21 protein-coding genes and 1 CRISPR repeat array are annotated in these 20,908 nt (G+C 41.1%); of the genes, 10 read left to right on the plus strand and 11 right to left on the minus strand.

Annotation, left to right across the window (positions count from 1 at the left end; translation table 11 throughout):
• The first annotated feature begins 22 nt into the window (after positions 1-22).
• Positions 23-904 (plus strand): hypothetical protein, encoded by an 882-nt coding sequence (locus tag ACQFX9_RS18835; protein WP_427157625.1) that lies wholly within the window; start codon positions 23-25, stop codon positions 902-904.
• 107 nt (positions 905-1,011) lie between these two features.
• Here ACQFX9_RS18835 and ACQFX9_RS18840 read toward each other — a convergent pair whose 3' ends face one another.
• Complete coding sequence (locus ACQFX9_RS18840) at positions 1,012-1,902, minus strand: LysR family transcriptional regulator (protein ID WP_427157627.1); 891 nt, start codon at positions 1,900-1,902, stop codon at positions 1,012-1,014.
• A 210-nt stretch (positions 1,903-2,112) separates the two neighbouring features.
• Between ACQFX9_RS18840 and ACQFX9_RS18845 the strand changes: the two genes are divergently transcribed.
• Complete coding sequence (locus tag ACQFX9_RS18845; RefSeq protein WP_427157628.1) at positions 2,113-2,421, plus strand: hypothetical protein; 309 nt, start codon at positions 2,113-2,115, stop codon at positions 2,419-2,421.
• On the plus strand, positions 2,393-3,046 hold the full coding sequence (locus ACQFX9_RS18850) for a glutathione S-transferase family protein (RefSeq protein WP_427157629.1): 654 nt from the start codon (positions 2,393-2,395) through the stop codon (positions 3,044-3,046). The genes ACQFX9_RS18845 and ACQFX9_RS18850 overlap by 29 nt, the downstream gene beginning before the upstream one ends.
• A 104-nt stretch (positions 3,047-3,150) precedes the next feature.
• On the opposite strand, the gene ACQFX9_RS18855 is transcribed toward ACQFX9_RS18850, so the two are convergent.
• From ACQFX9_RS18855 to ACQFX9_RS18865, 3 genes are all read right to left on the minus strand, one after another.
• Positions 3,151-3,708 carry a pyridoxamine 5'-phosphate oxidase family protein gene (locus ACQFX9_RS18855; RefSeq protein ID WP_427157630.1) on the minus strand — a complete coding sequence of 186 codons (558 nt, stop codon included), beginning with the start codon at positions 3,706-3,708 and terminating at the stop codon, positions 3,151-3,153.
• Between the two features lie 249 nt (positions 3,709-3,957).
• The gene (locus ACQFX9_RS18860; RefSeq protein ID WP_427157632.1) at positions 3,958-5,397 is read right to left on the minus strand and encodes a hypothetical protein; all 1,440 of its coding nucleotides are present in this window, start codon (positions 5,395-5,397) and stop codon (positions 3,958-3,960) included.
• Positions 5,398-5,597: 200 nt separating this feature from the next.
• Positions 5,598-6,179, minus strand: coding sequence for an NADPH-dependent FMN reductase (locus ACQFX9_RS18865; RefSeq protein WP_427157633.1), 582 nt, complete (start codon positions 6,177-6,179; stop codon positions 5,598-5,600).
• 337 nt (positions 6,180-6,516) lie between these two features.
• Here ACQFX9_RS18865 and ACQFX9_RS18870 point away from each other — a divergent pair, with 337 nt between their 5' ends.
• The 3 genes from ACQFX9_RS18870 to ACQFX9_RS18880 all read left to right on the plus strand — a co-directional run bounded on the left by ACQFX9_RS18870 (position 6,517) and on the right by ACQFX9_RS18880 (position 8,570).
• Entirely contained in the window at positions 6,517-7,062 is a 546-nt protein-coding gene (locus ACQFX9_RS18870; protein WP_427157634.1) for an RNA 2'-phosphotransferase, read from the plus strand.
• 257 nt (positions 7,063-7,319) lie between these two features.
• Positions 7,320-7,823, plus strand: coding sequence for a phosphate-starvation-inducible PsiE family protein (locus tag ACQFX9_RS18875; RefSeq protein WP_236142345.1), 504 nt, complete (start codon positions 7,320-7,322; stop codon positions 7,821-7,823).
• Between the two features lie 378 nt (positions 7,824-8,201).
• A complete protein-coding gene (locus tag ACQFX9_RS18880; RefSeq protein WP_236142344.1) occupies positions 8,202-8,570 on the plus strand; it encodes a KGG domain-containing protein in 369 nt (122 codons plus the stop codon).
• Positions 8,571-8,763: 193 nt separating this feature from the next.
• Here the strand turns inward: ACQFX9_RS18880 and ACQFX9_RS18885 are convergent, their stop codons facing one another.
• Positions 8,764-9,552, minus strand: coding sequence for an SDR family oxidoreductase (locus tag ACQFX9_RS18885; RefSeq protein WP_427157636.1), 789 nt, complete (start codon positions 9,550-9,552; stop codon positions 8,764-8,766).
• A 486-nt stretch (positions 9,553-10,038) separates the two neighbouring features.
• Between ACQFX9_RS18885 and ACQFX9_RS18890 the strand changes: the two genes are divergently transcribed.
• On the plus strand, positions 10,039-11,811 hold the full coding sequence (locus tag ACQFX9_RS18890) for a peptidoglycan-binding protein (RefSeq protein WP_427157637.1): 1,773 nt from the start codon (positions 10,039-10,041) through the stop codon (positions 11,809-11,811).
• Positions 11,812-11,813: 2 nt separating this feature from the next.
• Here ACQFX9_RS18890 and ACQFX9_RS18895 read toward each other — a convergent pair whose 3' ends face one another.
• On the minus strand, positions 11,814-12,755 hold the full coding sequence (locus tag ACQFX9_RS18895; protein WP_427157639.1) for a lysophospholipid acyltransferase family protein: 942 nt from the start codon (positions 12,753-12,755) through the stop codon (positions 11,814-11,816).
• Positions 12,756-12,820: 65 nt separating this feature from the next.
• On the opposite strand from ACQFX9_RS18895, the gene ACQFX9_RS18900 reads away from it, so the two are divergent.
• On the plus strand, positions 12,821-13,666 hold the full coding sequence (locus ACQFX9_RS18900) for a lysophospholipase (RefSeq protein WP_427157641.1): 846 nt from the start codon (positions 12,821-12,823) through the stop codon (positions 13,664-13,666).
• A gap of 191 nt (positions 13,667-13,857) precedes the next feature.
• On the opposite strand, the gene ACQFX9_RS18905 is transcribed toward ACQFX9_RS18900, so the two are convergent.
• Both ACQFX9_RS18905 and ACQFX9_RS18910 read right to left on the minus strand, forming a co-directional pair.
• Positions 13,858-14,583 carry a peptidylprolyl isomerase gene (locus tag ACQFX9_RS18905; protein WP_427157643.1) on the minus strand — a complete coding sequence of 242 codons (726 nt, stop codon included), beginning with the start codon at positions 14,581-14,583 and terminating at the stop codon, positions 13,858-13,860.
• 323 nt (positions 14,584-14,906) lie between these two features.
• Positions 14,907-15,999: a CRISPR direct-repeat array (repeat unit 37 nt; unit sequence GTTTCAGTCCCCTTGCGGGGAAATGGTTAATGGAAAC).
• A 274-nt stretch (positions 16,000-16,273) separates the two neighbouring features.
• Positions 16,274-16,624 carry a YkgJ family cysteine cluster protein gene (locus ACQFX9_RS18910; protein ID WP_427157645.1) on the minus strand — a complete coding sequence of 117 codons (351 nt, stop codon included), beginning with the start codon at positions 16,622-16,624 and terminating at the stop codon, positions 16,274-16,276.
• A gap of 126 nt (positions 16,625-16,750) precedes the next feature.
• Between ACQFX9_RS18910 and psb30 the strand changes: the two genes are divergently transcribed.
• On the plus strand, positions 16,751-16,873 hold the full coding sequence (psb30, locus tag ACQFX9_RS18915; protein WP_015138444.1) for a photosystem II reaction center protein Ycf12/Psb30: 123 nt from the start codon (positions 16,751-16,753) through the stop codon (positions 16,871-16,873).
• Positions 16,874-17,015: 142 nt separating this feature from the next.
• Here the strand turns inward: psb30 and ACQFX9_RS18920 are convergent, their stop codons facing one another.
• The 3 genes from ACQFX9_RS18920 to ACQFX9_RS18930 form a co-directional block, all read right to left on the minus strand.
• Positions 17,016-19,217 carry a single-stranded-DNA-specific exonuclease RecJ gene (locus tag ACQFX9_RS18920; RefSeq protein WP_427157647.1) on the minus strand — a complete coding sequence of 734 codons (2,202 nt, stop codon included), beginning with the start codon at positions 19,215-19,217 and terminating at the stop codon, positions 17,016-17,018.
• A 98-nt stretch (positions 19,218-19,315) separates the two neighbouring features.
• On the minus strand, positions 19,316-19,612 hold the full coding sequence (locus ACQFX9_RS18925; protein ID WP_427157649.1) for an antibiotic biosynthesis monooxygenase family protein: 297 nt from the start codon (positions 19,610-19,612) through the stop codon (positions 19,316-19,318).
• A 9-nt stretch (positions 19,613-19,621) separates the two neighbouring features.
• Positions 19,622-20,047 (minus strand): hypothetical protein, encoded by a 426-nt coding sequence (locus tag ACQFX9_RS18930; protein WP_427157651.1) that lies wholly within the window; start codon positions 20,045-20,047, stop codon positions 19,622-19,624.
• A 101-nt stretch (positions 20,048-20,148) separates the two neighbouring features.
• On the opposite strand from ACQFX9_RS18930, the gene ACQFX9_RS18935 reads away from it, so the two are divergent.
• Positions 20,149-20,898 carry a hypothetical protein gene (locus ACQFX9_RS18935; protein ID WP_427157652.1) on the plus strand — a complete coding sequence of 250 codons (750 nt, stop codon included), beginning with the start codon at positions 20,149-20,151 and terminating at the stop codon, positions 20,896-20,898.
• The last annotated feature ends 10 nt before the right edge of the window (positions 20,899-20,908 follow it).

The raw sequence follows: 20,908 nt of genomic DNA on the forward strand, positions 1-20,908 counted from the left end.
ATAATTTTATGGAACTCAATATATGAATCAAATTATTGAAGATATAAAAATTGTTTTAGATAGAAATTTGGAATTAAATCCCGAACGATTTCTCTTAAATAATGGTACGAGTATATTATCCACAGATGAGGCAAATAATCTTAATTACCTACAAAATTGCTTTATACCTAAACAGGAATGGAGAAAAGTTAGTTCAATTGAACTAGAGCAATTAACTACTTCGATTGATGACTTGCAAAGCAATTGGGATTTGGGTAGTCATATAGGTATCATGAGAATACCTGAATATCTCATTCAACCCTTAAGGGAAATTATTAGCACAATCAATCTAGATTTGAGTCAATCAAGAGAGGATATTAGCAAAGTTACATTAAACCCTAGTTATCAGTGTGCAATAGAAGCCATCCGCACTCATATCCAACAATATGCTTTAATGACCAATGACGAAATCAAAACATTGGGCATACACTGCGCTAAACCTCAATTAATAACAACAACTGTCAATACTGTTCAATATCTGCCTCATCGCCCTTATGTGGGATTGCATTTAGATAGTTGGGAAAATTCACCTTTAAAACGTAGACATTTATCTAGTAATCGCATCTGTATCAATATTGGACAAGAGAATCGCTATTTTCTGATGATCAATCTTTCCTTAATGAAGATATTTCATTTGTTAGGTTTATCAACTATAAATGATATCTCTAAACATTATCGTGGAGTGAAACTACCATCAGAATTTATGCAGAATTTTCCCACATATCCGGTGATTAAGATAACTTTAGCTCCCAATGAAGCTTATATTGCACCAACTGAGAATATTATTCATGATTCATCAACTTTAGACAAGCAAGAATTGGATTTTAGTCTAACTTTTCTGGGAAAATTTGGTCTTTTACATTGATATAAAAACAGTATGGAATTTCTGAAAATACCTCATTGCATCTCTAATTATCTTCTCTCCTGTTCCTTGTTAACTTTCATATTACCTCTGATTAATTTGGACATTTATTAGGTAAATTTAGCTAAACTTTGAAAATCGAATTCTTTGAGCATTTCCAGAAATTTAAACACGGCTGGAATATGTAGAGAATGAGATAAAACAGCGACTCCTATGACTCTTTCTAATGGCTGAGGTAAGCTATAAACTTGTACGTTGGGAGGAATGGGTACGGCGGCTAGACGAGGTAGAATGGCTGCGCTTAATCCTTGGTTAACTAAACTAACGATAGTCGAGTCTTCTTGAATGTGGCTGGTGGTATGGATGAAGGGGGCTTCTTGCTTGAAGTGATGATGTAAGGTTCGTCCACAGGGTAAGCAAGCCAGGATGACTGGTGAATATGCGTTGATATCTTCCCAAGTAATTTGAGAACCGCTAATTTTTGCTTTGGGTGGCAGTAAAGCCACATACTCATCACGGAAGATTTCCCAAGCTTCAAATTCATCGCTTGTAGGTATATAAGTAATACCCAATTCAGCGCGCCCTTCACGTAAACATTGTTCTACTTCTAAGTAAGAAAGACCTTCAATAATAGTAACAGCAACGTCTGGGAAATATTCGTGAAACTGCGCGATCGCTTTTGGTAATAAATGAGTTGCTACACTCCGAAAGGAGGCTATCCGCACATGACCACCATGTAAACCTCTGTGCAGGTTGGCTTCCTGTTGCATCATCTCTAGATGCTGTATAGCCTGACGCGCATGATATAAAATTCGCTCCCCCGCAGGTGTCAAAACTGCACCATAACGACCCCTAGCAAATAAGGGTACACCTAATTCATCTTCTAAAGTCGCGATCGCATGACTAATTGCTGGTTGGGTAAGCTGTAATTCTAACGCTGCTTCACTAAAATTACCGCGCTCCGCTACTGCAACTACGGCGCGAAGTTGGGAAATTTTCATGGACAATAGATAAGGTTAATTTATACAGTAATTTACTTAATGCTTGATTCCGAATAATTTAAGAAAATTTTACGCTGTTCTCTACCTTTTATTTTGACACCAGGAAATTTCTATAAACGCCATTTATGGAAACTATACAAGTCATGATTTGATTATAAATTCAGGCATTGTTAAAGTGATATCTACTGCAAGATAACCACGAATAATCTTATGCAAAATGATATCAGGTGTCTACAATCTAAAGGCAGAGAAACCCCCACGGAAATCGGCTTTAAGCATAATTTCGGTAGAGAATTTATACAAACAATTTGGCAAAAACTACTAAAAATTTTGCTATCAGATGCCGATGAAATTCAGGTTAACCAGAAAGTTGACCGTCAAGGTAACAAATACTGGCAAGCATACGACCGAATAACAGGTCAGTCTTTTGCTTCAGGTTCAGAAGTTGATGTGCGGATGTGGATTGAACAGATTTATAGATATCAAGCATATGACAGAACTAAATCTAGTAATTGGTAATAAGAATTATTCATCTTGGTCACTCCGTCCTTGGTTAGTGATGAAGCAACTAGGATTAGAGTTTCAAGAAACTCAGATTATGCTGAGTAATCCCGACTTTGGGGACAAAATTCGCCAATATTCACCCTCAGCCAAAGTGCCTGTACTACTACATAATCATCAAACAGTGTGGGATTCTTTAGCGATTTGTGAATATTTAGCTGAAACATTTCCCACATTGCATTGGTGGCCGAGTGATCAAACAGCAAGAGCATTTGCTCGTTCCATTAGTGCAGAAATGCACTCAGGATTTTTGCATCTCCGCCAAAATATGCCCATGAACTGCCGTGCTAAATATCCAGGTAAAGGCTTAACGCCTAATGTACAACAAGACATTGACAGGATCATGGCTATTTGGCAAGAAACACGCCAAAAATTTGGACTTGAGGGTAATTTTTTATTTAGTCAATTCACCATTGCAGATGCTTTCTTTGCTCCTGTAGTCTTACGATTCGTAACTTACGATGTCCAGCTAGATCCTATTTCTCAAGCTTATGTAGAGACAATTTTAGCAATCCCAGCAATGCAAGAGTGGATACAAGCCGCCAAAAATGAAACAGAAGTCATCCCTCATTACGAAAAATAGTGTTAGTGGAGTGATGAGTGCTGTTAGCGGAAGCGGGGCGTTTAGCCCGTGCTGAGTAATGAGTAATAGATCATGACTAATGACTAATGACTAATGACTATTGACTAATCATTTAACTTACTCAAAGAAGTAGCCAATCCATCAATACTGACAAGATTTTTCTGTTTTTGATAGTCTTTAACGCCCTCTTCTCCCTTTTTCTGGGCCCAATTCACTAGAGTTTGGCGTTGACCTTGATATTCATAGAGTGGTACACCAAAACCACAAGATGTCTGCACGCGTTCCACATCAATCACAATAATTTGACGCGTACCAGGAATTGGAGGAAACAAAGAGTATAAAGAGTTCCAATCTGGTGAATTGGGTAAGATTGTCTTGCCTCGTCCGTAAAGACGTAATATGCAAGGTGGTTCTTCAAAAGCACAAAACATCAAAGTAATCCGCCCATTTTCTTCTAAATGGGCTGATGTTTCATTACCACTGCCGGTCAAATCTAGATAAGCTACCTGATGGGGAGAAAGCAAACGCAAACAATCTAATCCTTTGGGTGATAAATTCACATGACCATCAGGACTTAGGGGTGCAGAAGCGACAAAAAATAATTTTTGGGCTGCAATAAAGTCTTGCAATTGTTGGGTAATGCAGTCAAAAACTTTAGCCATAAACTGGGTTTAGGATGTGGGAAGTAATATCAATTTTAGATTTTAGATTTTAGATTTTGGATTAAAACCCTGGACTTACGCACTGAAGGCTAATGAAACCCTCTTTCCCCCTGCCTGATACCAATTCACGAAAATCTTGAAACAGATCCAAATCCAAAAACCCTTGTCAAGTCGGGATTTCTCAATTGCGAATTGCGAATTGCGTTAGCGGAGCGGGGCGTTAGCCCATTGCGAATTGGTATGATACCCCTATGGACTTGTTTGAGTGGTGACAACTTTGGGATTGAGTTGTTTCAGTAGACTTTGAATATTGTTCAGTGTGGCTGTTTTCATAGTTGGTTGTTGCTGTAACCAAGCATTTGCCTGTTCTTCTCCCTGTTGAACTGCTAATATAAGCGCGCCCCAAGTTTGAATTTCTGGCTGATTGGGGTTTGCTTTGAGGGCTGCTATGACGCGCTTCCACAAGCGTCCTTTGTCGGCTTTGAGGAGGGTGGCAATTTCTTGGGCATTTTGTGGTGATTCTTGTAATACTTGTAAGGCTTTTTCCCAACGACCATCAATTAAATCTGCTAGCACTTGTTGGCTGGGAGAAGCCCAAGTTTTATCGGCTTGGGTTTTAGTCAGTTGGGAGTGGAGACGAATTAAATCTAATTGTGCTTGTGCGGTGGCTGGTAAATTTCCTCGACGCTGTTTTTTGACGAGTTTTAGCTTCTCTAACGCTGGTGTCCATAAGCCGCTACGGGCAACAATTAAGGCATCTTGGAAAGCTTTATCTTTTATGGCTGCTGGCTGGAGGTTAATTGCTTCTAGTTGTATGGGTTTGAGATATAACCTAATGGCTTTGATTTGATACACCTGCAATTGTGGTTCTAAACCGACTGTTTGATCAATCACTAGTTCTTTGGCACTATCACCAGTAACCTGTTGCCATTTAGGTAGTTGACCGTTGGGACTTGTCCAAGACACCATATGCTGGAGATTAGCCCGGTCTGGATTGTAATAGATAACTTGACCGTAGGCGATCGCATGAGTGCCTTGTTGACGTTCACCCCGCAAATAAATCCAAAATCCTGGCGTTGATGTTTCGCCTTCCAACGGTTTGATTTCTGTTAAGGGTAAAGAATTACTGACATCTTGATTTTCTGATGCGGTATCAACTAGGGGTGCGAGGGCAAAGGATTCTTCTGTACCAGCAATGGATAGATTATCTGTGAGACGATAAAACCTTTCTGGCTGGGTTTTGTATTGTAAGTCCTCTAATTTATAAACCCGCAGTTCTACTACTTCTTGACAATTAGACTGACAGTTGGGACGCTGACGCAGCACTGGCTGAAGAAATGAGTTTTCAGCCGCATCTAAGGCTATGGTATCGCCAGCTATTTGTTGTTGATTACTGATACTATCCTTAATTTGCTGGAGAGTTTGCGGGTTTCCACTGTAACTGAGGGGTAGCTGCGCCCATTTCGGTAAAAAGTTATTTAGCCAACCCACCTGTTCAGGATTGAAAATTAACAGCACACCTATCCAGGTAGCTGAGAGAACTAACCCCGCACCAGTTAGTAAAATAGCGATCGCTATCATTGAAGACAACTTCATCCTCTTGTTTTTGGGTAGTGGAGATTCAGAGGCCACATCGTTAGTTAAATCAACAATTGGCTGATTGTCTTCAGGAGAGTAGCGGCTGGCCATGTTCGTTCTCTGTCAATCTATAGTGCGAATGTTATGTCTTGTTTCTCTTTTATACTCGCGCTTTGATTCGTTGCCTACTAGTGATATTGTCTAAATTGTTACATATTTTTAAAATCAGGGTTTTAAGCATTTCTTTGAGTAACATTCATCACTAACGCACGCAACTAAAGCGCGATCGCTGTGTTGGAAATAGTCCTGTTTCAAGAATTGAGCTTAAATAGAATGGTTGCTAAATTTTCACCCAATTTTTCAATAGATTCTTGTTGGTGAGGCTGTTTTAAAGAACCATCAGTGTTAAATGCTTCGTGGGCTGTTGGTACAGCTACTTGATCTGGAAGTACCAACACTTTGATATTGCCCAAAATAGCCCTGAGATGCACTAAACCACGCAAACCACCCAACCCACCAGGCGAAGCACTCATAATAGCTGCTACTTTGCCTGCAAATGCTGCTAGTGGTGCTTCATTGGGCGATGGACGAGAAGCCCAGTCAATGGCATTTTTTAATCCGGCGGTGAGTGAACTGTTGTACTCTGGGGAAGCAATTAACAGTCCTTGATGAGAAATCAACAAATCTTTCAATGTTCTGGCGTTGGCTGGTAGTCCTTGTTCAGCTTCCAAGTCTTCGTCAAAAATTGGTAATGGCAAATCACGTAAATCAATATAGGTAACTTCTGCACCTGCTGCTGAAGCACCAGCCGCCGCAATTTTCACTAATTTTTTGTTGTAGGAATCTACGCGAGTGCTACCAGCAAAGGCTAGTATTTTCGGTGTGGCTGCCATAATTACCCGTAGTTTTTAAGTAGCAAATAATCTCACCTGCATTATCTGGGTAGGAAATAAAAATCCTGTTGTAGTTTTAGGTTTTCTTTAGAACTTCATTGGCGGATTGAGTGAGCATCACCGCAGACATCACATACAGATGACTGGAAGAGGCAGGGGACAAGGAGCAAGGGGGAAATTCAGGGATGCAAGCACCATTATTTATTTATGCTCGAAAATAAAAATATTTATTTCAAAGCGCGTCAGCACAAGAAATAATACGTCCTTATTTCCAACCCCTATATTTACATTTATATATGGGGTTCTTTCCCTCTGCCCTCTTCATGGATGTTTTCATATGGATGCAGCACGTCAGACCAAAATCAGTAAATTTTTAAGCAAGCATTTACGGCATACACCAGAACTGCTAGGACTCACTTTAGCCCCTGGTGGTTGGGTATCAGTTGATGAATTACTCAATGCTTGTGCAGCCCGTCAATTTCCCGTTTCCCGCACAGAATTAGAACAAGTTGTGGTGAATAATGATAAACAAAGATTCGCCTTTGATGAAACTAGAACCAAAATTCGAGCCAATCAGGGACACAGTGTCAAAGTAGAGTTGCAACTGCAACCACAAATTCCACCAGAGATTTTATATCACGGCACAGGAGAAAAATCCGTACCAGCAATCTTAAAATCTGGACTGCTCAAGATGTCGCGCCATCATGTACATTTATCCACAGATGTAGAAACTGCCCGTAAAGTGGGAATGCGACATGGCCGTCCAGTAATTTTTACGGTCAATTCTATGGCAATGTATCAAGCAAGATTTACCTTTTATTGCTCAGAAAATGGGGTTTGGTTAGTAGATCATGTACCGCCACAATATTTGAGTGCTGAGTGATGTTAGCGGAAGCGGGGCGGTTAGCTGGTGCTGAGTATCAACAAACCATTGTAAATCGCGTTAGCATCTTGGAGATAAGTCCATTGCGAATTAGTTTTATTGCTTCTAAAAAGTGAAATATAATACATTTTCTATTTCAGAAATAATAACTAATTGAACTTGTTATGAAAAGCATAGAAAATGGTGTAAATAGAATAATTTTTATGATGATTTTTGTCTATCATGGATAGTGTAAATCGCTATCTATAGGAAATAATATGCCCGAAAGAATTATTACCCAGTTAAATACCTGGTTTAATCGAGGGAGAATTGTCAGTAATTTAGAAGTTTTTCAAGATATTATTATTATTTCGCTGTGCGTGGGCTTATTTTGCGTCATGCTCATCCGCTTAGTTGATATGTTTTTGTCATTTATCCGCCCGTTGGATTTACGAGAAGTTACATCTGATATTTTATTTATTTTGATTTTAGTTGAGTTATTTCGCCTATTAATCGACTATTTACAAACACAGAAAATTTCTGTAGGCGCAGCAGCAGAAATTACGATAGTTTCTGCTTTACGAGAAGTAATTCTGCGTGGTGTATTAGAAATCCCCCGTGATCAAATTTTGGGTATTTCTATATTTTTAGTAGTTTTAACGATGATTCTAGTAGCTCTACCTTGGATATCTCGCTTTTTTGACCACGTTAGAGTTGTCACACCAGAAACATTAACAGATAATACAGAATTATTATCAGAAATATCTATGAATGCAGATTAATCTGGTGGCGTGCCAAAGCTAAAGTAGTGCATTATCTTTGGATTTAATTAAACGCAGATGTAGCTTTCTTCCCGCAGGATATGCGGATAAAAGCGATTTTTCAGTGCAACATTTTAGGTTTGCCACGCCACCACTTATACTTAGATTTTTTCTACAAATTAAATTGGATTCCTATAGTCTTACTACGCGACTACCTTGGCGACACCTTTTTGAAAGTAAGACACTCAGGTGATATGTCTAAAGTACGAGTTTACCCTGACATGATTCTCACCAATGGATAATGAATATAAGTAATTGACTGAGCTACATTCAAGGCGTAACCAGTAAAAATTTGTACTGGATAAAACATACACTCTCCTATCTACAAGGAGTTGAATTATGTCAGACACAAGCAAACGCGGTTTTGCTTCAATGGATGAAGATAAACAGCGCGAAATTGCTAGCAAAGGTGGACACGCTGCTCACGAAAAGGGAACTGCTCACGAATTTACCCCTGAAGAAGCGCGGGAAGCTGGACGCAAAGGTGGCGAAACTGTCAGCCAAGACAGAGAACACATGGCTGAAATCGGTCGTGAAGGTGGTAAACACTCTCACGGTGGTGGACGCAAGAAAAAAGATGAGGAAGAAACTGAAGATAGCGAAGCTAGTGAAGATAGTGGAGAGGAAACCAAAACCCGTGGCGGAACAAGTGAACAACACGCCGAAGCGGGAAGACAAAGCCACAAAAACACAAAAAAGAATAAGTAATACCAATTCGCAATGGGCTAACGCCCCGCTCCGCTAACGCAATTTGCAATTCGCAATTTAGAAAGTCAGATACCATCTGCTTTTCAAGCTTTGCATCTGTTGCCTAATAAATGTTGCTTTGGGAACGTGCAGCAGCTTTGATATTGATGAATGTGAGAGACTTGCTACACAAAGTCTCTCACATTGTTTTGTTTTAAAATGTGCCGCTATGCAGTCCGCCATCAACTTGTAGCATGACTCCATTCACAAAAGAAGCCGCAGGTGAGCAGAGAAAAACCGCAACATTGGCAAATTCTTCTGGTGTACCCATACGTCTTAAAGGTATATTGGCGTTGATTTGAGCGATTTCTGCGGCTTTGGTTTGACCAGTTTTAGCCATACGAGCGTTAATTAATTCATCTACTCTTTCTGTGTATGTCCATCCTGGTAAAATACTGTTAACACGGATGCGATCGCTACCTAATTCTTGAGACAAAGTTTTAGTTAATCCAATTACCCCCAACCTAACAGAATTCGACAACACGAGATTTTGTACTGGTTGTTTGGTGGAGGTGGAAGTAATAGTCAAAATAGCAGGATTTGCAGATTGTTTAAGGTAAGGTAAAGCACATTTAATCAGGCGGACTGCACTTAGCAACATTAAATTTACTGCTGCTTCCCACATCCCTAAATCAGTATCAGCAAAAGTCCCCGCAGGCGGGCCACCCGCATTAGTCACCAGGATATCTAAGCCGCCGAATTTTTCAACGGTAGCATTAATAACTCGATCAATATCTGATTGTTGCGTCACATCTGCGCGTAAACCTAACACCTCTGCATTAGTTGCGCTGGCTATTTCCTGTGCAACCTGATTGATTAATTCACTACGCGCACAAATGACAACTTTTGCTCCCTCACACGCAAATTGCCACGCTGTAGCTTTACCTAAGCCTTTACTAGCTGCTGTTACTAATACTACTTTGCCACTGAGCCGCAAATCCATAAATATACCTTTTTAGCACCATATAAATCCTTATGGGGATTTTACAAAATAGTGCTAGGTTCAAAGCATAATTTTACTCAGTAACAAAGATAAATTTTAGAGTGTAGGAGTTTAAGGGTGGTGAAAAATCTCAAACGTTGTTTGAAAAGTTTGTGACTTTGATATTTATGCCAGATTTACTACCTCAATACTTGTTCTTCTATAGGAATCCGCTTTGATTCCTGAAATCATTTGCGTAGGAAGGGAACTCTTAACAGGGAACAGAGAGAAGTCTGAGCGGAGGCAACCTCCGCTCAGAACTTCGGAGGAACAGGTAAGAAGGAACAAAAGTGTACGGAGTTTTTTTTCAGAAATCAAATATGAGTCCTATAGTTCCTAAAACTATCTTCATAATTTTTTACAATAGGGCGACTTTATCAGTACATATGATAAAATGGGTTCCAAATTTTACCATAAATTAGGACTCGTCTTAGTGACGCTTTACCTATGGAATCACTTGCTTATTTGCACCTAGCCGAGAGTTATGCAGCATCAGCTGATCCTGAAGAGGAAGTGCTTACTGATGTTGAGTTGTACTTTCAGGAACTAGCTTGGATAAAGAACCACAGAGGAGTTTTGGTCTTAGCTGCTTGTTTAGCAATGGTCTCCTTGAGTTCACAAAATCCAGCGATGGGACTTAAAAGGGGTGATAGAGGGTCTCAAGTCGTATCTCTTCAGCAAAGATTGCAAGCGGCTGGATACTTCCAACAGAACCCTACAGGCTACTTTGGTGCTGTGACAGAAGCGGCTGTGATCCAATTTCAGCAAGCTAATGGTTTAAAAGTAGATGGGGTTGTGGGGTCTAAAACTCTGGCGGCTTTAGGCTCTGGTTCTGGGGTGAGTGAATTTGCTAATGTGGTCAATGAGGAACAACCAAAAGTTGTATCCAAGCGATCGCTCAAAAAAGGCGACAATAGTTATCGTGTCATGTCCTTACAGCGCAAATTACAAGCTGCTGGATACTTCAACGCACCCATCTCCGGTTTTTTTGATGACGCTACACGCACCGCCGTCATCCAATTTCAGCAAGCCAAAGGACTAACTGTCGATGGTCTTGCAGGTAAACAAACTCTATCAGCTCTAGAATCGCATACAGATGGATTCAACACTACATCGTTTCTAGCACCTGCGCCAGTAACTAAAATTTCCGATAACTCTCCACAACCAACACCAAAACCACAAATCCAAATTATCCAGCCAGCAGCGAAAGTTTCCCAACGTCCACAAGGAAGAATGCATCTGGTAAAAACCATTTCCTCTAGTAAAATTTCGCCAAAATCCGTAGTTTATTCCGGTGATGGGTTATTTTTCGCCCAAAATATGATGTATAACCACTCCATCACTGTGTATAACCGGGACTATAAATTGGTGAAAGTCATTCCCGACACAGTGGATTTATCTAAATATGGTTACGCCAAAAAACCAGGTAAATACAGAGGCGCGCCTGTAGAAGCGAGTTTTTCCCACAATGGTAAGTATGCGTGGGTGTCTAACTATCAAATGTATGGTACTGGTTTCAACAACCCTGGTAATGATAAATGTTCTCCGTCTCAGAAAACAGACAACAGCTTTTTATATCGTATTAATACAGATACTCTCAATATTGAGCAAGTCATTCAAGTGGGTTCAGTCCCGAAATTTGTCGCCGCTTCCCCAGATGAACAATTAATTTTAGTAAGTAACTGGTGTTCTTGGGATTTAAGTGTAGTTGATGCTAATCAAAACCAAGAAATTAAACGCATTAAATTAGGTGCATATCCTCGCGGAATAGCTATTAACTCAACCTCAGAAACAGCCTATGTGGCGGTGATGGGTTCTAGTGACATTGCTGAAGTGAATCTCAGAGATTTTTCGGTGAAATGGATTAGAAATGTGGGCAATTCTCCACGACATTTAAATATAGATCCGACAGGTAAATACCTCTATGCTTCTTTAAATGGTGAAGGAAAAATTGCCAAAATCAATTTACAACAAAGGAAAGTAATAGAGAAAGTCATCACGGGACAAGCCCCACGCAGTATGGTTTTAAATGAGGATGGACAAATACTTTATGTGGTGAACTATAACGAAAATTCAGTGAGTAAAGTTCGCACTAGTGACATGAAAGTTCTGCAAAAAGTCAATGTCGAATCACATCCCATTGGGATTACCTACGACCCGCAAACAAGGGAGGTTTGGGTGGCTTGTTATTCTGGTAATATCATGATTTTTCAAGACTAATTTTACCACAACATATGGTTGAGAAAATGCCTTAATGGTTTAATTCCTGTGGGTTCTTGATAATCATGAGGTAAAAGAGACGCAATGGCATTTTGCAAAGTTGCTAAAGCGGCTTCTACTTCTTGTCGGTTTGGTCTCACCGTAGTCGGAAAATGTAGCGGTTCACCAAAACGCACTGTTAATTTTTTACCCCAATATAAATCTTGTGTGCCAATTAAAGCGGCTGGTATGATGGGTACACCAGCCCGTAAAGCGTAAATCACAGTTCCTCGTTTCAAAGGGAGATGTAACTGACCTTCCTGAGTTCCTAATCGTCCTTCGGGAAAGATAATTAAGCTATCTCCATGAGCTAAAATTCCCAAAACAATGCGGTCTATTTGACGTAATATGTGTATTTCTCCCCCAGTGGGGACATTGGTTTCAATCAGTTTAGCTAAATTGATTAAATCTTCTCTTCCTGCTTTAGCTGCTTGAATCACAGCCAGTTCTTCCTTCCATATCCTAGCTAGGGGAATCACACCCCCCGCAACCTTCAAAATCAGACGTTTCCACCATTTGTTATATAAAGTCCGAGCATCACCCAGAATATAGTAATAGGGTTGGGTGGGAAGTTCTGCTAATAGTAGTAAGGGGTCGAGATGGTGGAGATGATTAACAGCCAGAATAGCTGGTGTTTGGGGGACATTTTCTGGGTTTTCGACCTCTACTTGAAAAGCCCCATGAATTAGCGATCGCAATACAAATTTTCGTATCCCAGCATCAATTCTCGCTGTAGAATTCCCTGTCTGAATTGATTCTAACTCAGATAGGGTGTCTTGGATAATTTGGCGAATCGTGCGATCGCTAGCAGCAGCAACCCCTTGTTTCACTCGCTCGATACTGGCAGCAGTTAAAGGCGGTAAAATTTCGGTTGGGGTTGTACTTGTTTGGTCACTAGATGACATATCAATTCAAAATTCAAAATTAAGTAGACTAGATTTTTTGCTGAGTCAGTAGAAAAATTAACCCAATGATTAATCACCATGAAAGCGTCTTTGCTGGTTTCCAGGATATAAAACTTTATTACCAGAGGTGGCTACCAGAGGGTAAAGTCAAAGCTGTATTAGTGATTGTGCATGGACTGGGAGGACACAGCAATAAATACAGTCATCTAGTCGAGCATTTTGTCCCCAAACAATATGCTATCTATAGTTTAGACCTGCGGGGACATGGGCGATCGCCTGGACTGCGTGGTCATATTCAGAGTTGGACTGAACTCCGCGAAGATTTGAAGGCTTTTCTGGAATTAATTTCTACCCAACAGCCACAAATTCCCCTATTTCTTTTAGGTCATAGTTTCGGCGGCGTGATAGTTTTGGACTATGTTTTGCATTATCCCCAAACAACCGCCGCATTAAGAAGCGTAATTACCATAGCACCAGCCCTTGGTAAAGTTGGTGTATCGAAATTTCGCTTACTATTAGGCAAATTACTCTCACAAATTTGGCCGAGTTTCACCCTAAACACCGGACTAGATGTAGCAGCAGGTTCAAGGGACGAGAAAGCCTTAGCTATCTATGCACAAGATACCCTACGTCATACCCGTGCGAGTGCGCGTTTATCTACAGAATATTTAGCCACAGTTAATTGGATTTATCATCATGCACCAGAGTGGAAAATCCCGTTGTTAATTCTTCACGGTGGTGCGGATAGGGTGGTATTACCTGAAGGTAGCGAAACATTTTATCAGCTTGTCCCTTATCCAGATAAGCTGCGAATTGAATACCCAGGCGCGTATCACGAACTACAAGATGATTTGAATTATCTGGAAGTATTGACTGATTTAGAAAATTGGTTAGAGGGGCATTTTATTTAGTCAATAGTCAATAGTCAATAGTCATTAGTCATTAGTCATTAGTCATTAGTCATTAGTCATTAGTTTATCTTCCTGCCCCCTGCCCCCTGCCCCCTGCCCCCTGCCCCCTGCCCCCTGCCCCCTGCCCCCTGCCCCCTGCCCAGTCCCCAGTCCCCAATCCCCAGTCCCCAGTCCCTTCCTAACCACATAACTTAACTTGGAGTTACTCTAACTTGCTTTTGTTGTTCTTGTAACCAAGTTTCAAATAGTTCATTTAATAAACGGGCTTTCATGGGTTCATCTAGTTGGGCGGGGATGAATTTTTCTACTCGCACAATGACTAGCCACTCACTAATACGGGCTGGTGGTGAGATTTTTCCTGGTTGATTATTAGTTAATAGTTGTACCATTGCTGGGTGTAGTGTGCTGAGTTCCACAGGCCCTACTAACCCGCCGGTTTGGGCTTCTGGGCCTTTGGAATATTTCTGTGCTACATCTGCAAAGGACTGTTCGTTGGCTTGGAGGCGAAAGTATAGTTCTTGGGCTAATCCTGGATCTTGGGTTCTGAGTAAGGAATAAATGACTTTATCTAATTTTCCTTTGAGTTGAAAGAAATAAGATTCTAGTTTGTTACCCCAAGTGAGTTGTTTAAATTTTTCTAGTTTGATTTTACGAGAAATCAGATTATCTAGTTGTTCAGAACTTAACCCTTGTTGCGTCATCCATGCTTGAATTTCGGCTGGTTGGGTTAACTGTCTTTCAGCATAAAAACGCTGTTTAGCTTGGGCGACTTCTTCAGGATTACACTCTACGTTTACTATCGCTTCGTCAATAATTATTTCCCTTAGCAGTTGGGGTAGTAATTGATAATTAGCTAGTAAGGGGATAATTTCGCTAGCTTCGATTTTGCGATCGCCGACTTGCAGCACTTGAGTCATGGTAAATTGATTTTGGCTCTTGGGGTGATTAATCCTGAGTCAGTATTCTGCACATTAGTTATGCTATGACTCTTTAATTTACAGTAAATAGCAAAATTTGCCTATTTATGTAAAGTTTTCTACAATACTATACTTGTAAATTTATATTCTCAATTTTTTAGTCCCCTGGCGGGGAAAAGGTGTTTGGGAACAAGTAGCAATTATTGGGGTTATTTATTAGACTTCTTGCATAAATATTTTTTTGTTTCGCGCAAAGGCGCAAAGTCGCAAAGAAGGACGCTAGGATAATGACTTTTGCAAGATGTCTCTTGTATTGTCTTTGGCTTTTAGTCCCCTTGCGGGGAAATAGTTAATGGAAACTTGAGGGGGCAGACCACCGCCGCTATTTTGATATCAGTTTCAGTCCCCTTGCGGGGAAATGGTTAATGGAAACATAACGTTCATCATACTCGCGGCTGAGTTCATGGTTAAGTTTCAGTCCCCTTGCGGGGAAATGGTTAATGGAAACTGTCGTTGACGAGTTTGTTCTATCTGAGTGTTAAGGTGTTTCAGTCCCCTTGCGGGGAAATGGTTAATGGAAACTCTCACTCGATGCTGCTGTTAGGTCGGCTAACCGTTGTTGGTTTCAGTCCCCTTGCGGGGAAATGGTTAATGGAAACCAAGGCTGTAATCTGACCATTAAGAACCGACAACAGTTTCAGTCCCCTTGCGGGGAAATGGTTAATGGAAACCTGCAAGCGGGGTGTAATGTCAAAATAATTTCATCCTCATGCGTTTCAGTCCCCTTGCGGGGAAATGGTTAATGGAAACTTTCATGCCAATCGACAAAATTATCCCCAACTACAGGTAGCGTTTCAGTCCCCTTGCGGGGAAATGGTTAATGGAAACCCTTCGCTGGGGTATCGTCCCGTTCCCACTCCTTTTGTTTCAGTCCCCTTGCGGGGAAATGGTTAATGGAAACCTACATAAAAGCAAAGTAATAACAGAGGAAATGCAAGTTTCAGTCCCCTTGCGGGGAAATGGTTAATGGAAACTCCCATGCTCTAAGTTTGGTAAGAGCTTCATTGAGTTCCTGTTTCAGTCCCCTTGCGGGGAAATGGTTAATGGAAACTGGCATCCTTGGGCTTATCTTTCAAATAGGGATGAAACAAAAAGTTTCAGTCCCCTTGCGGGGAAATGGTTAATGGAAACCAAAACACCCTAACGCCTATGCTGGGTATGAATTGCACACGTTTCAGTCCCCTTGCGGGGAAATGGTTAATGGAAACGTCAGGCAACTTATGGGACTTAAGCTGGCAGTTAGAGCGTTTCAGTCCCCTTGCGGGGAAATGGTTAATGGAAACAGCCAAGAGATGGAAACAGTACCCAGATGCACGTACGTTTCAGTCCCCTTGCGGGGAAATGGTTAATGGAAACCGCTCGGTACTGAAACTGAGATAGAGCAAGCTTCCTGGGAAGCATTTTGACGAGTCGAAAATTTTGGTCGATTTCAGCCCACCTTATTGCGAGTAATTCGCAACTTCCCGAATTATTGAAACGCTGTAATTATTATGTTGTCAAGGTTCTGGCGATTTTGACGAATCCCCAGGGTTTTTGACCCCGCTTCGACTTGTCAAACATCAAGCTGATTCCATCATGATAGGACGAGTATTGAAGATTGTCGAGGGTGTGAAGAAATTTCATCAGACAGCTAGAAACCCACAGCCTGATCGAAACGTAACATTTCCAAGGAGCGATCGCCGTAAACCCCTTCAATTTGTTGACGACAACACTCGATAGCAAAATCATTCAATTCTTCCGGCTTAATTCCGTACATATCCTCAAATATCGTCGGTTCTACACGACAAAAACGCGGACGGTTTGCATAAATGCGACATTCCCGCGTTTCGTGGTCAAAGTTAATGCACCAGCCGCCCTCACCTACCATACTCATGTATAATTCCAGTTCTTCTGGTGTGAGATAGTCTTCAATTTCGGGACGATCTGCTGGATCGAGGTTGCAGCAAGCTCCACATTGTTTTACACATTGCCATGTTGCCATTTTATGTTTTTTCCTATACTTTTATTAAGTAAATTAAATATCACTGGTGATTCCCAGATATCATTAATTGCGGGTATTGCAACTGAGTAATTAAGTTTTTAAGACCATTGGGAGGAATTAAGAAAAATGTTTGACGCTATTGCTAACATTAATTGGGAAGTAATCTTTCAGCTAACCTCTGTTGCATTGATCGTCATTGCTGGGCCTGCTGTGATTTTCGTACTCGCTTTCCGCAACGGCAATCTTTAGGAGTGCTGAGTTATGAGTGCTGAGTGCTGAGTGAGTGTAAGTTGTTAAGCTCGGCACTGGCAAATTTGTAATCCTTCCTTGAATAATACACTTTTGAGAGTACGAAAGTTAAGTGTAAATTGTCAAACTCAGCACTCACTACTCAGCACTCAGCACTCACCACTAACAAAGCTTGAATTGCTGCTTGAATAATACAGTCATATCGGGGTAATGATAGGTCAACTTCTAGGGCATCTTCGCGACTTGTACCTAGTAAACCGATTTTACTCCCTACGCGCATCATTAAAACCTTACCCTCAGAGTTTTTAATTCTTAACTCTGGGGGTGAAATATTTTGATAGATTCCACAGGTGTATTGACGCTGGTTGTGGTGGAAGCTGGTTCTCAAAGGTTGGGGGGACGGTTGATAGAATAGGTTGAATGGGGATTCTTTGGGAAGTCTGACACCGACTAACTCTATTTCTAGGGTAGTTTTTCCGTTAAAGTGATTTTCCCGCAGTTTGTAAGCTATGTCTAAGCGTGGCGGTAGGGGATAATAATCACGCCATCGCCAAGCGATCGCTTTCATTCTATACTCTTGCTGCCCCATATTTTGGCTGAGGGTCAGTTTAATGTGACCTTTCCCCACAATTTGCTGTTCCACAACTCTGACGTTAGCTGTCCAAAAGACGGGATCAGGGTTATCAATTCCACAGGGATGTAAGGTATCTAACTGTTGATACAGTGCTTGATTGATTTGATGAAAATCCGCCTGTGCATCGATTTGCAGTAAGGGTTTGAGGTGTTGGAGTTCTAGACATTGGTTAGCGAATTGAGATAGACGCGATCGCAATTCTGGTAAATTATCAGCTAGTAACGAAAATCCGCCGGCGGCTTTGTGTCCCCCAAATTTTCCTAATAAATCTTGACAATATTCTAAGGCTTCAAAAACATGGAACTCAGGAATTCCCCTAGCTGAACCGCGAATGTGAGTTTCATTTTCATACGTCCCAATAAACACCGGTACGCCGTAACGTTCAACCAAACGAGAAGCCACAATCCCAATTACACCATGATGCCAATTCGGTTGCACAACAACTAAAACTCGGTTTTGTTGTAGAGACGAAAGAAATTCTGCTTCGACAAATGCGATCGCTTCTTGTTCAATTTGCTGACACAATTGTTGACGGGTAGTATTCACCTGTTCACATTGGATAGCACGCGCCAACGCCAATGACATATCATCTGTAGTCAGTAATTCAATCACCGTCTGCGGATCACCAATGCGTCCAATCGCGTTAATGCGGGGGCCGAGGCGGAAACCGATGTCTTCGGGTTTGAGGGACTGGGGATTGGGGACTGGGGACTGGGGACTGGGGATTGGGGATTGGGGATTGGGGACTGGGGATTGGGGACTGGGGATTGGGGATTGGGGATTGGGGTAAAATCTTCTTTGCTCCCCCTGCTCCCCCTGCTCCCCCTGCCCCCTGCCCCCTGCCTCCCTCGCCTGCACTCCTCCTACCTGAATCAAAGCCTGAATTCCAGGTAGTTGGGATTTGGGTAATAGCTTTAAGCCACGTTTTACCCAGCGACGGTTAACGCCGGTTAGGGGTGCTAAATCTGCGATCGTTCCCAGGGTGAATAATGCTAGCATCGGTTGAATTAAGCCTTTGGTGTTGCCTAATTTCTGTGCTAGACATACCGCCAAAATATAAGCCACACCTACACCCGCAATTCCCCGATAGGGTGAAGATTCAGCGATGAGTTTGGGATTAAGAATGGCGTTAGCTGGGGGTAATTTTTGGGGGATGTCGTGATGATCGGTGATAATAACTTTTAAACCGAGTTCTCTAGCTCTAGCAATGGGTTCAAAAGCGGAAATGCCATTATCTACCGTCAAAATTAACTCTACACCTTCACTTTTGAATTCTTCCACAATTCTTTGATTAATCCCATAACCCTCGTGCATTCGGCTAGGAATCGCATAATCTACCTGCGCGCCTAAACTGCGGAGACTCCGCCACAATAAAGCGGTGCTAGTCATCCCATCGGCATCATAATCACCACAGATGGCTATTTTACTTTGAGAAGCGATCGCCTCTGCTAATAATTCCACACTCAACGCCAAATCTGGGAATTCTGCTAAGGGTGAGGGTAAATCGAGAGATTCAGGATTTAAAAAAGCTTGCGCTTGTTCTAGGGTAGCAATACCGCGATTAATTAATATTTGTCCCACAATGGGCGATAAATTTGTTGCCAATGCCAATTCCTTGGCGAATTCCGGCTTTTGCGGGTAAATTTGCCAACGCTGATTCGGCAAACGTTGAGAAGATGGGGAGTGTTCTGGTAAAGGTTGAGCTAGCATTGAGCTATTGGCTATCAGCAACTATTAAAACATAATTAAAGAGGTGCAGCTTATATTAGCTTGACCCCTTTAATTACTCTCAAAATCTTACCAAACCTTTACTTGATTACCATCGGTTCAAAGTGTTCTACTGTGGGAAATGGCTCATAAAAATGGTGTAGGAGTTGTTTCCATTGCTGATATTCAGGAGAATTTCTAAACCCGATGGTATGTGCTTCTAAATTCGTCCATCTTACCAGTAATAAATACTTACCTTTTACCTCTAAACACTTATGCAGTTCATGAGATATGTAACCATTCATCGATGCAATAATGTTTGAGGCTTCCTGGAAAGCACTTTCAAAATCTTGCTCCATGCCATGTTTAACATAGAGCATTACGGCTTCCAAAATCATATGTTAGGTTCAAAACACACTGACGCGACCATCATTAAGTATATAGATAGAGCGATCGCCTGGATAACGCCAAGTCGGACGAATCTCTACGCGTAATGTCGCCAAATTCGGTTTAGAGACAACAGCCTGCAACGCTGAACCCGCCTCATCCCAAAATACCAGGGAAAGATTTTGCCCTGTATTGTCTTCCTGTGAAAACTGTAATTTCTGTCCTGGTCGTAGAGAAATAGGTCTATAACCTTGAATTCTTTCCAATTCTACAATATTAGAAGTGTTATTAACTACTTCTAAGCGGATACGCTGACCAGGTGTAAACTGAAGGGGACGTGGGCCGCAATTAGAGGCACAAGTCCCAGCTAAACTAGTATGAGAATCACCCAATGATGTTACTAACAGGGTAGCTGCTACTAATACAACTGGCAATTTTTTAAACATAAGTCAGCGAATAAATATTTATGCCACATCGTAGCCTAAACAACTATAATTCAACCTCAGCAAATCTTGGGTAATTTTGCAGTTTGAAACTTCAATTGCTTATGGAACTGACAATATATACCAAATTATCTGATAGTGTTTGGCAACAGTGGCAAACAGCAAAAGATACTGTGAATCAAAACGTCACATCTTGGCATAGTTCAGTACAAAGTTGGGGAAAATCTCTCCAAGAAACTGCTCAAAGTAAAACTAATTATACTATTGATGCAGTGACACAAAAAATTCATCAGAGTTGGCAAACTGCTGAAGACTTTCAGGCGATGACAGCAAAAAATATGCAAACAGCTTTGTTAAATCCCACAGAAGGTATTACCTCTGCTTTTAATGATTGGTTGCTACAACACCCGACATTGTGGCGGTTGGTGCAAATACTAGATTGGGCTACAAATCACCCTATTATTAGTTTAATAGGATTATTATTAATTTTAACCCTGATTTGGAGCATGGTTAAAGCTATCATGCGCCTGATTGAAAAAGCCAGTTGGTCACTTTTACAAGTACCATTAAAATTAATTGCAACTGCATTTAAATTTGGCTTCGTCTTTTTAGTAAAAATTTTCAGTTTAGCTTTTAATAAATCCAGTCATCATCAAAATATCACAGATAATATAGTCTTAACCAGTCAAGAATCTCCCAGTATTTATGAAATCAAACAGCAAAGGTTAGCAGAAATTGCTCTGAGATTAGAAGCTATTCAACAGGAACAAAAAGAGCTTTTACAAGAAGCTTCTACTTTAATTGCTCAGGATAGTCTGGACTTAAAAATCCCAGATGTAATTCGTAATTCATAATATACACTTG

Source organism: Aliinostoc sp. HNIBRCY26, assembly GCF_050235535.1.
In the GTDB taxonomy this organism is placed as follows: domain Bacteria; phylum Cyanobacteriota; class Cyanobacteriia; order Cyanobacteriales; family Nostocaceae; genus Trichormus.

Bases quoted from the DNA above. Each gene is read 5' to 3' on its own strand.
- ACQFX9_RS18835 (WP_427157625.1), top strand. From the start codon at position 23: ATGAATCAAATTATTGAAGATATAAAAATTGTTTTAGATAGAAATTTG.
- ACQFX9_RS18850 (WP_427157629.1), top strand. From the start codon at position 2,393: ATGACAGAACTAAATCTAGTAATTGGTAATAAGAATTATTCATCTTGG.
- ACQFX9_RS18880 (WP_236142344.1), top strand. From the start codon at position 8,202: ATGTCAGACACAAGCAAACGCGGTTTTGCTTCAATGGATGAAGATAAA.
- ACQFX9_RS18870 (WP_427157634.1), top strand. From the start codon at position 6,517: ATGGATGCAGCACGTCAGACCAAAATCAGTAAATTTTTAAGCAAGCAT.
- ACQFX9_RS18895 (WP_427157639.1), bottom strand. From the start codon at position 12,755: ATGTCATCTAGTGACCAAACAAGTACAACCCCAACCGAAATTTTACCG.
- ACQFX9_RS18930 (WP_427157651.1), bottom strand. From the start codon at position 20,047: ATGTTTAAAAAATTGCCAGTTGTATTAGTAGCAGCTACCCTGTTAGTA.
- ACQFX9_RS18865 (WP_427157633.1), bottom strand. From the start codon at position 6,179: ATGGCAGCCACACCGAAAATACTAGCCTTTGCTGGTAGCACTCGCGTA.
- ACQFX9_RS18885 (WP_427157636.1), bottom strand. From the start codon at position 9,552: ATGGATTTGCGGCTCAGTGGCAAAGTAGTATTAGTAACAGCAGCTAGT.
- ACQFX9_RS18905 (WP_427157643.1), bottom strand. From the start codon at position 14,583: ATGACTCAAGTGCTGCAAGTCGGCGATCGCAAAATCGAAGCTAGCGAA.
- ACQFX9_RS18860 (WP_427157632.1), bottom strand. From the start codon at position 5,397: ATGGCCAGCCGCTACTCTCCTGAAGACAATCAGCCAATTGTTGATTTA.
- ACQFX9_RS18845 (WP_427157628.1), top strand. From the start codon at position 2,113: ATGCAAAATGATATCAGGTGTCTACAATCTAAAGGCAGAGAAACCCCC.
- ACQFX9_RS18890 (WP_427157637.1), top strand. From the start codon at position 10,039: ATGGAATCACTTGCTTATTTGCACCTAGCCGAGAGTTATGCAGCATCA.
- ACQFX9_RS18920 (WP_427157647.1), bottom strand. From the start codon at position 19,217: ATGCTAGCTCAACCTTTACCAGAACACTCCCCATCTTCTCAACGTTTG.
- ACQFX9_RS18900 (WP_427157641.1), top strand. From the start codon at position 12,821: ATGATTAATCACCATGAAAGCGTCTTTGCTGGTTTCCAGGATATAAAA.
- ACQFX9_RS18935 (WP_427157652.1), top strand. From the start codon at position 20,149: ATGGAACTGACAATATATACCAAATTATCTGATAGTGTTTGGCAACAG.
- ACQFX9_RS18840 (WP_427157627.1), bottom strand. From the start codon at position 1,902: ATGAAAATTTCCCAACTTCGCGCCGTAGTTGCAGTAGCGGAGCGCGGT.
- ACQFX9_RS18855 (WP_427157630.1), bottom strand. From the start codon at position 3,708: ATGGCTAAAGTTTTTGACTGCATTACCCAACAATTGCAAGACTTTATT.
- ACQFX9_RS18875 (WP_236142345.1), top strand. From the start codon at position 7,320: ATGCCCGAAAGAATTATTACCCAGTTAAATACCTGGTTTAATCGAGGG.
- psb30 (WP_015138444.1), top strand. From the start codon at position 16,751: ATGTTTGACGCTATTGCTAACATTAATTGGGAAGTAATCTTTCAGCTA.
- ACQFX9_RS18910 (WP_427157645.1), bottom strand. From the start codon at position 16,624: ATGGCAACATGGCAATGTGTAAAACAATGTGGAGCTTGCTGCAACCTC.
- ACQFX9_RS18925 (WP_427157649.1), bottom strand. From the start codon at position 19,612: ATGATTTTGGAAGCCGTAATGCTCTATGTTAAACATGGCATGGAGCAA.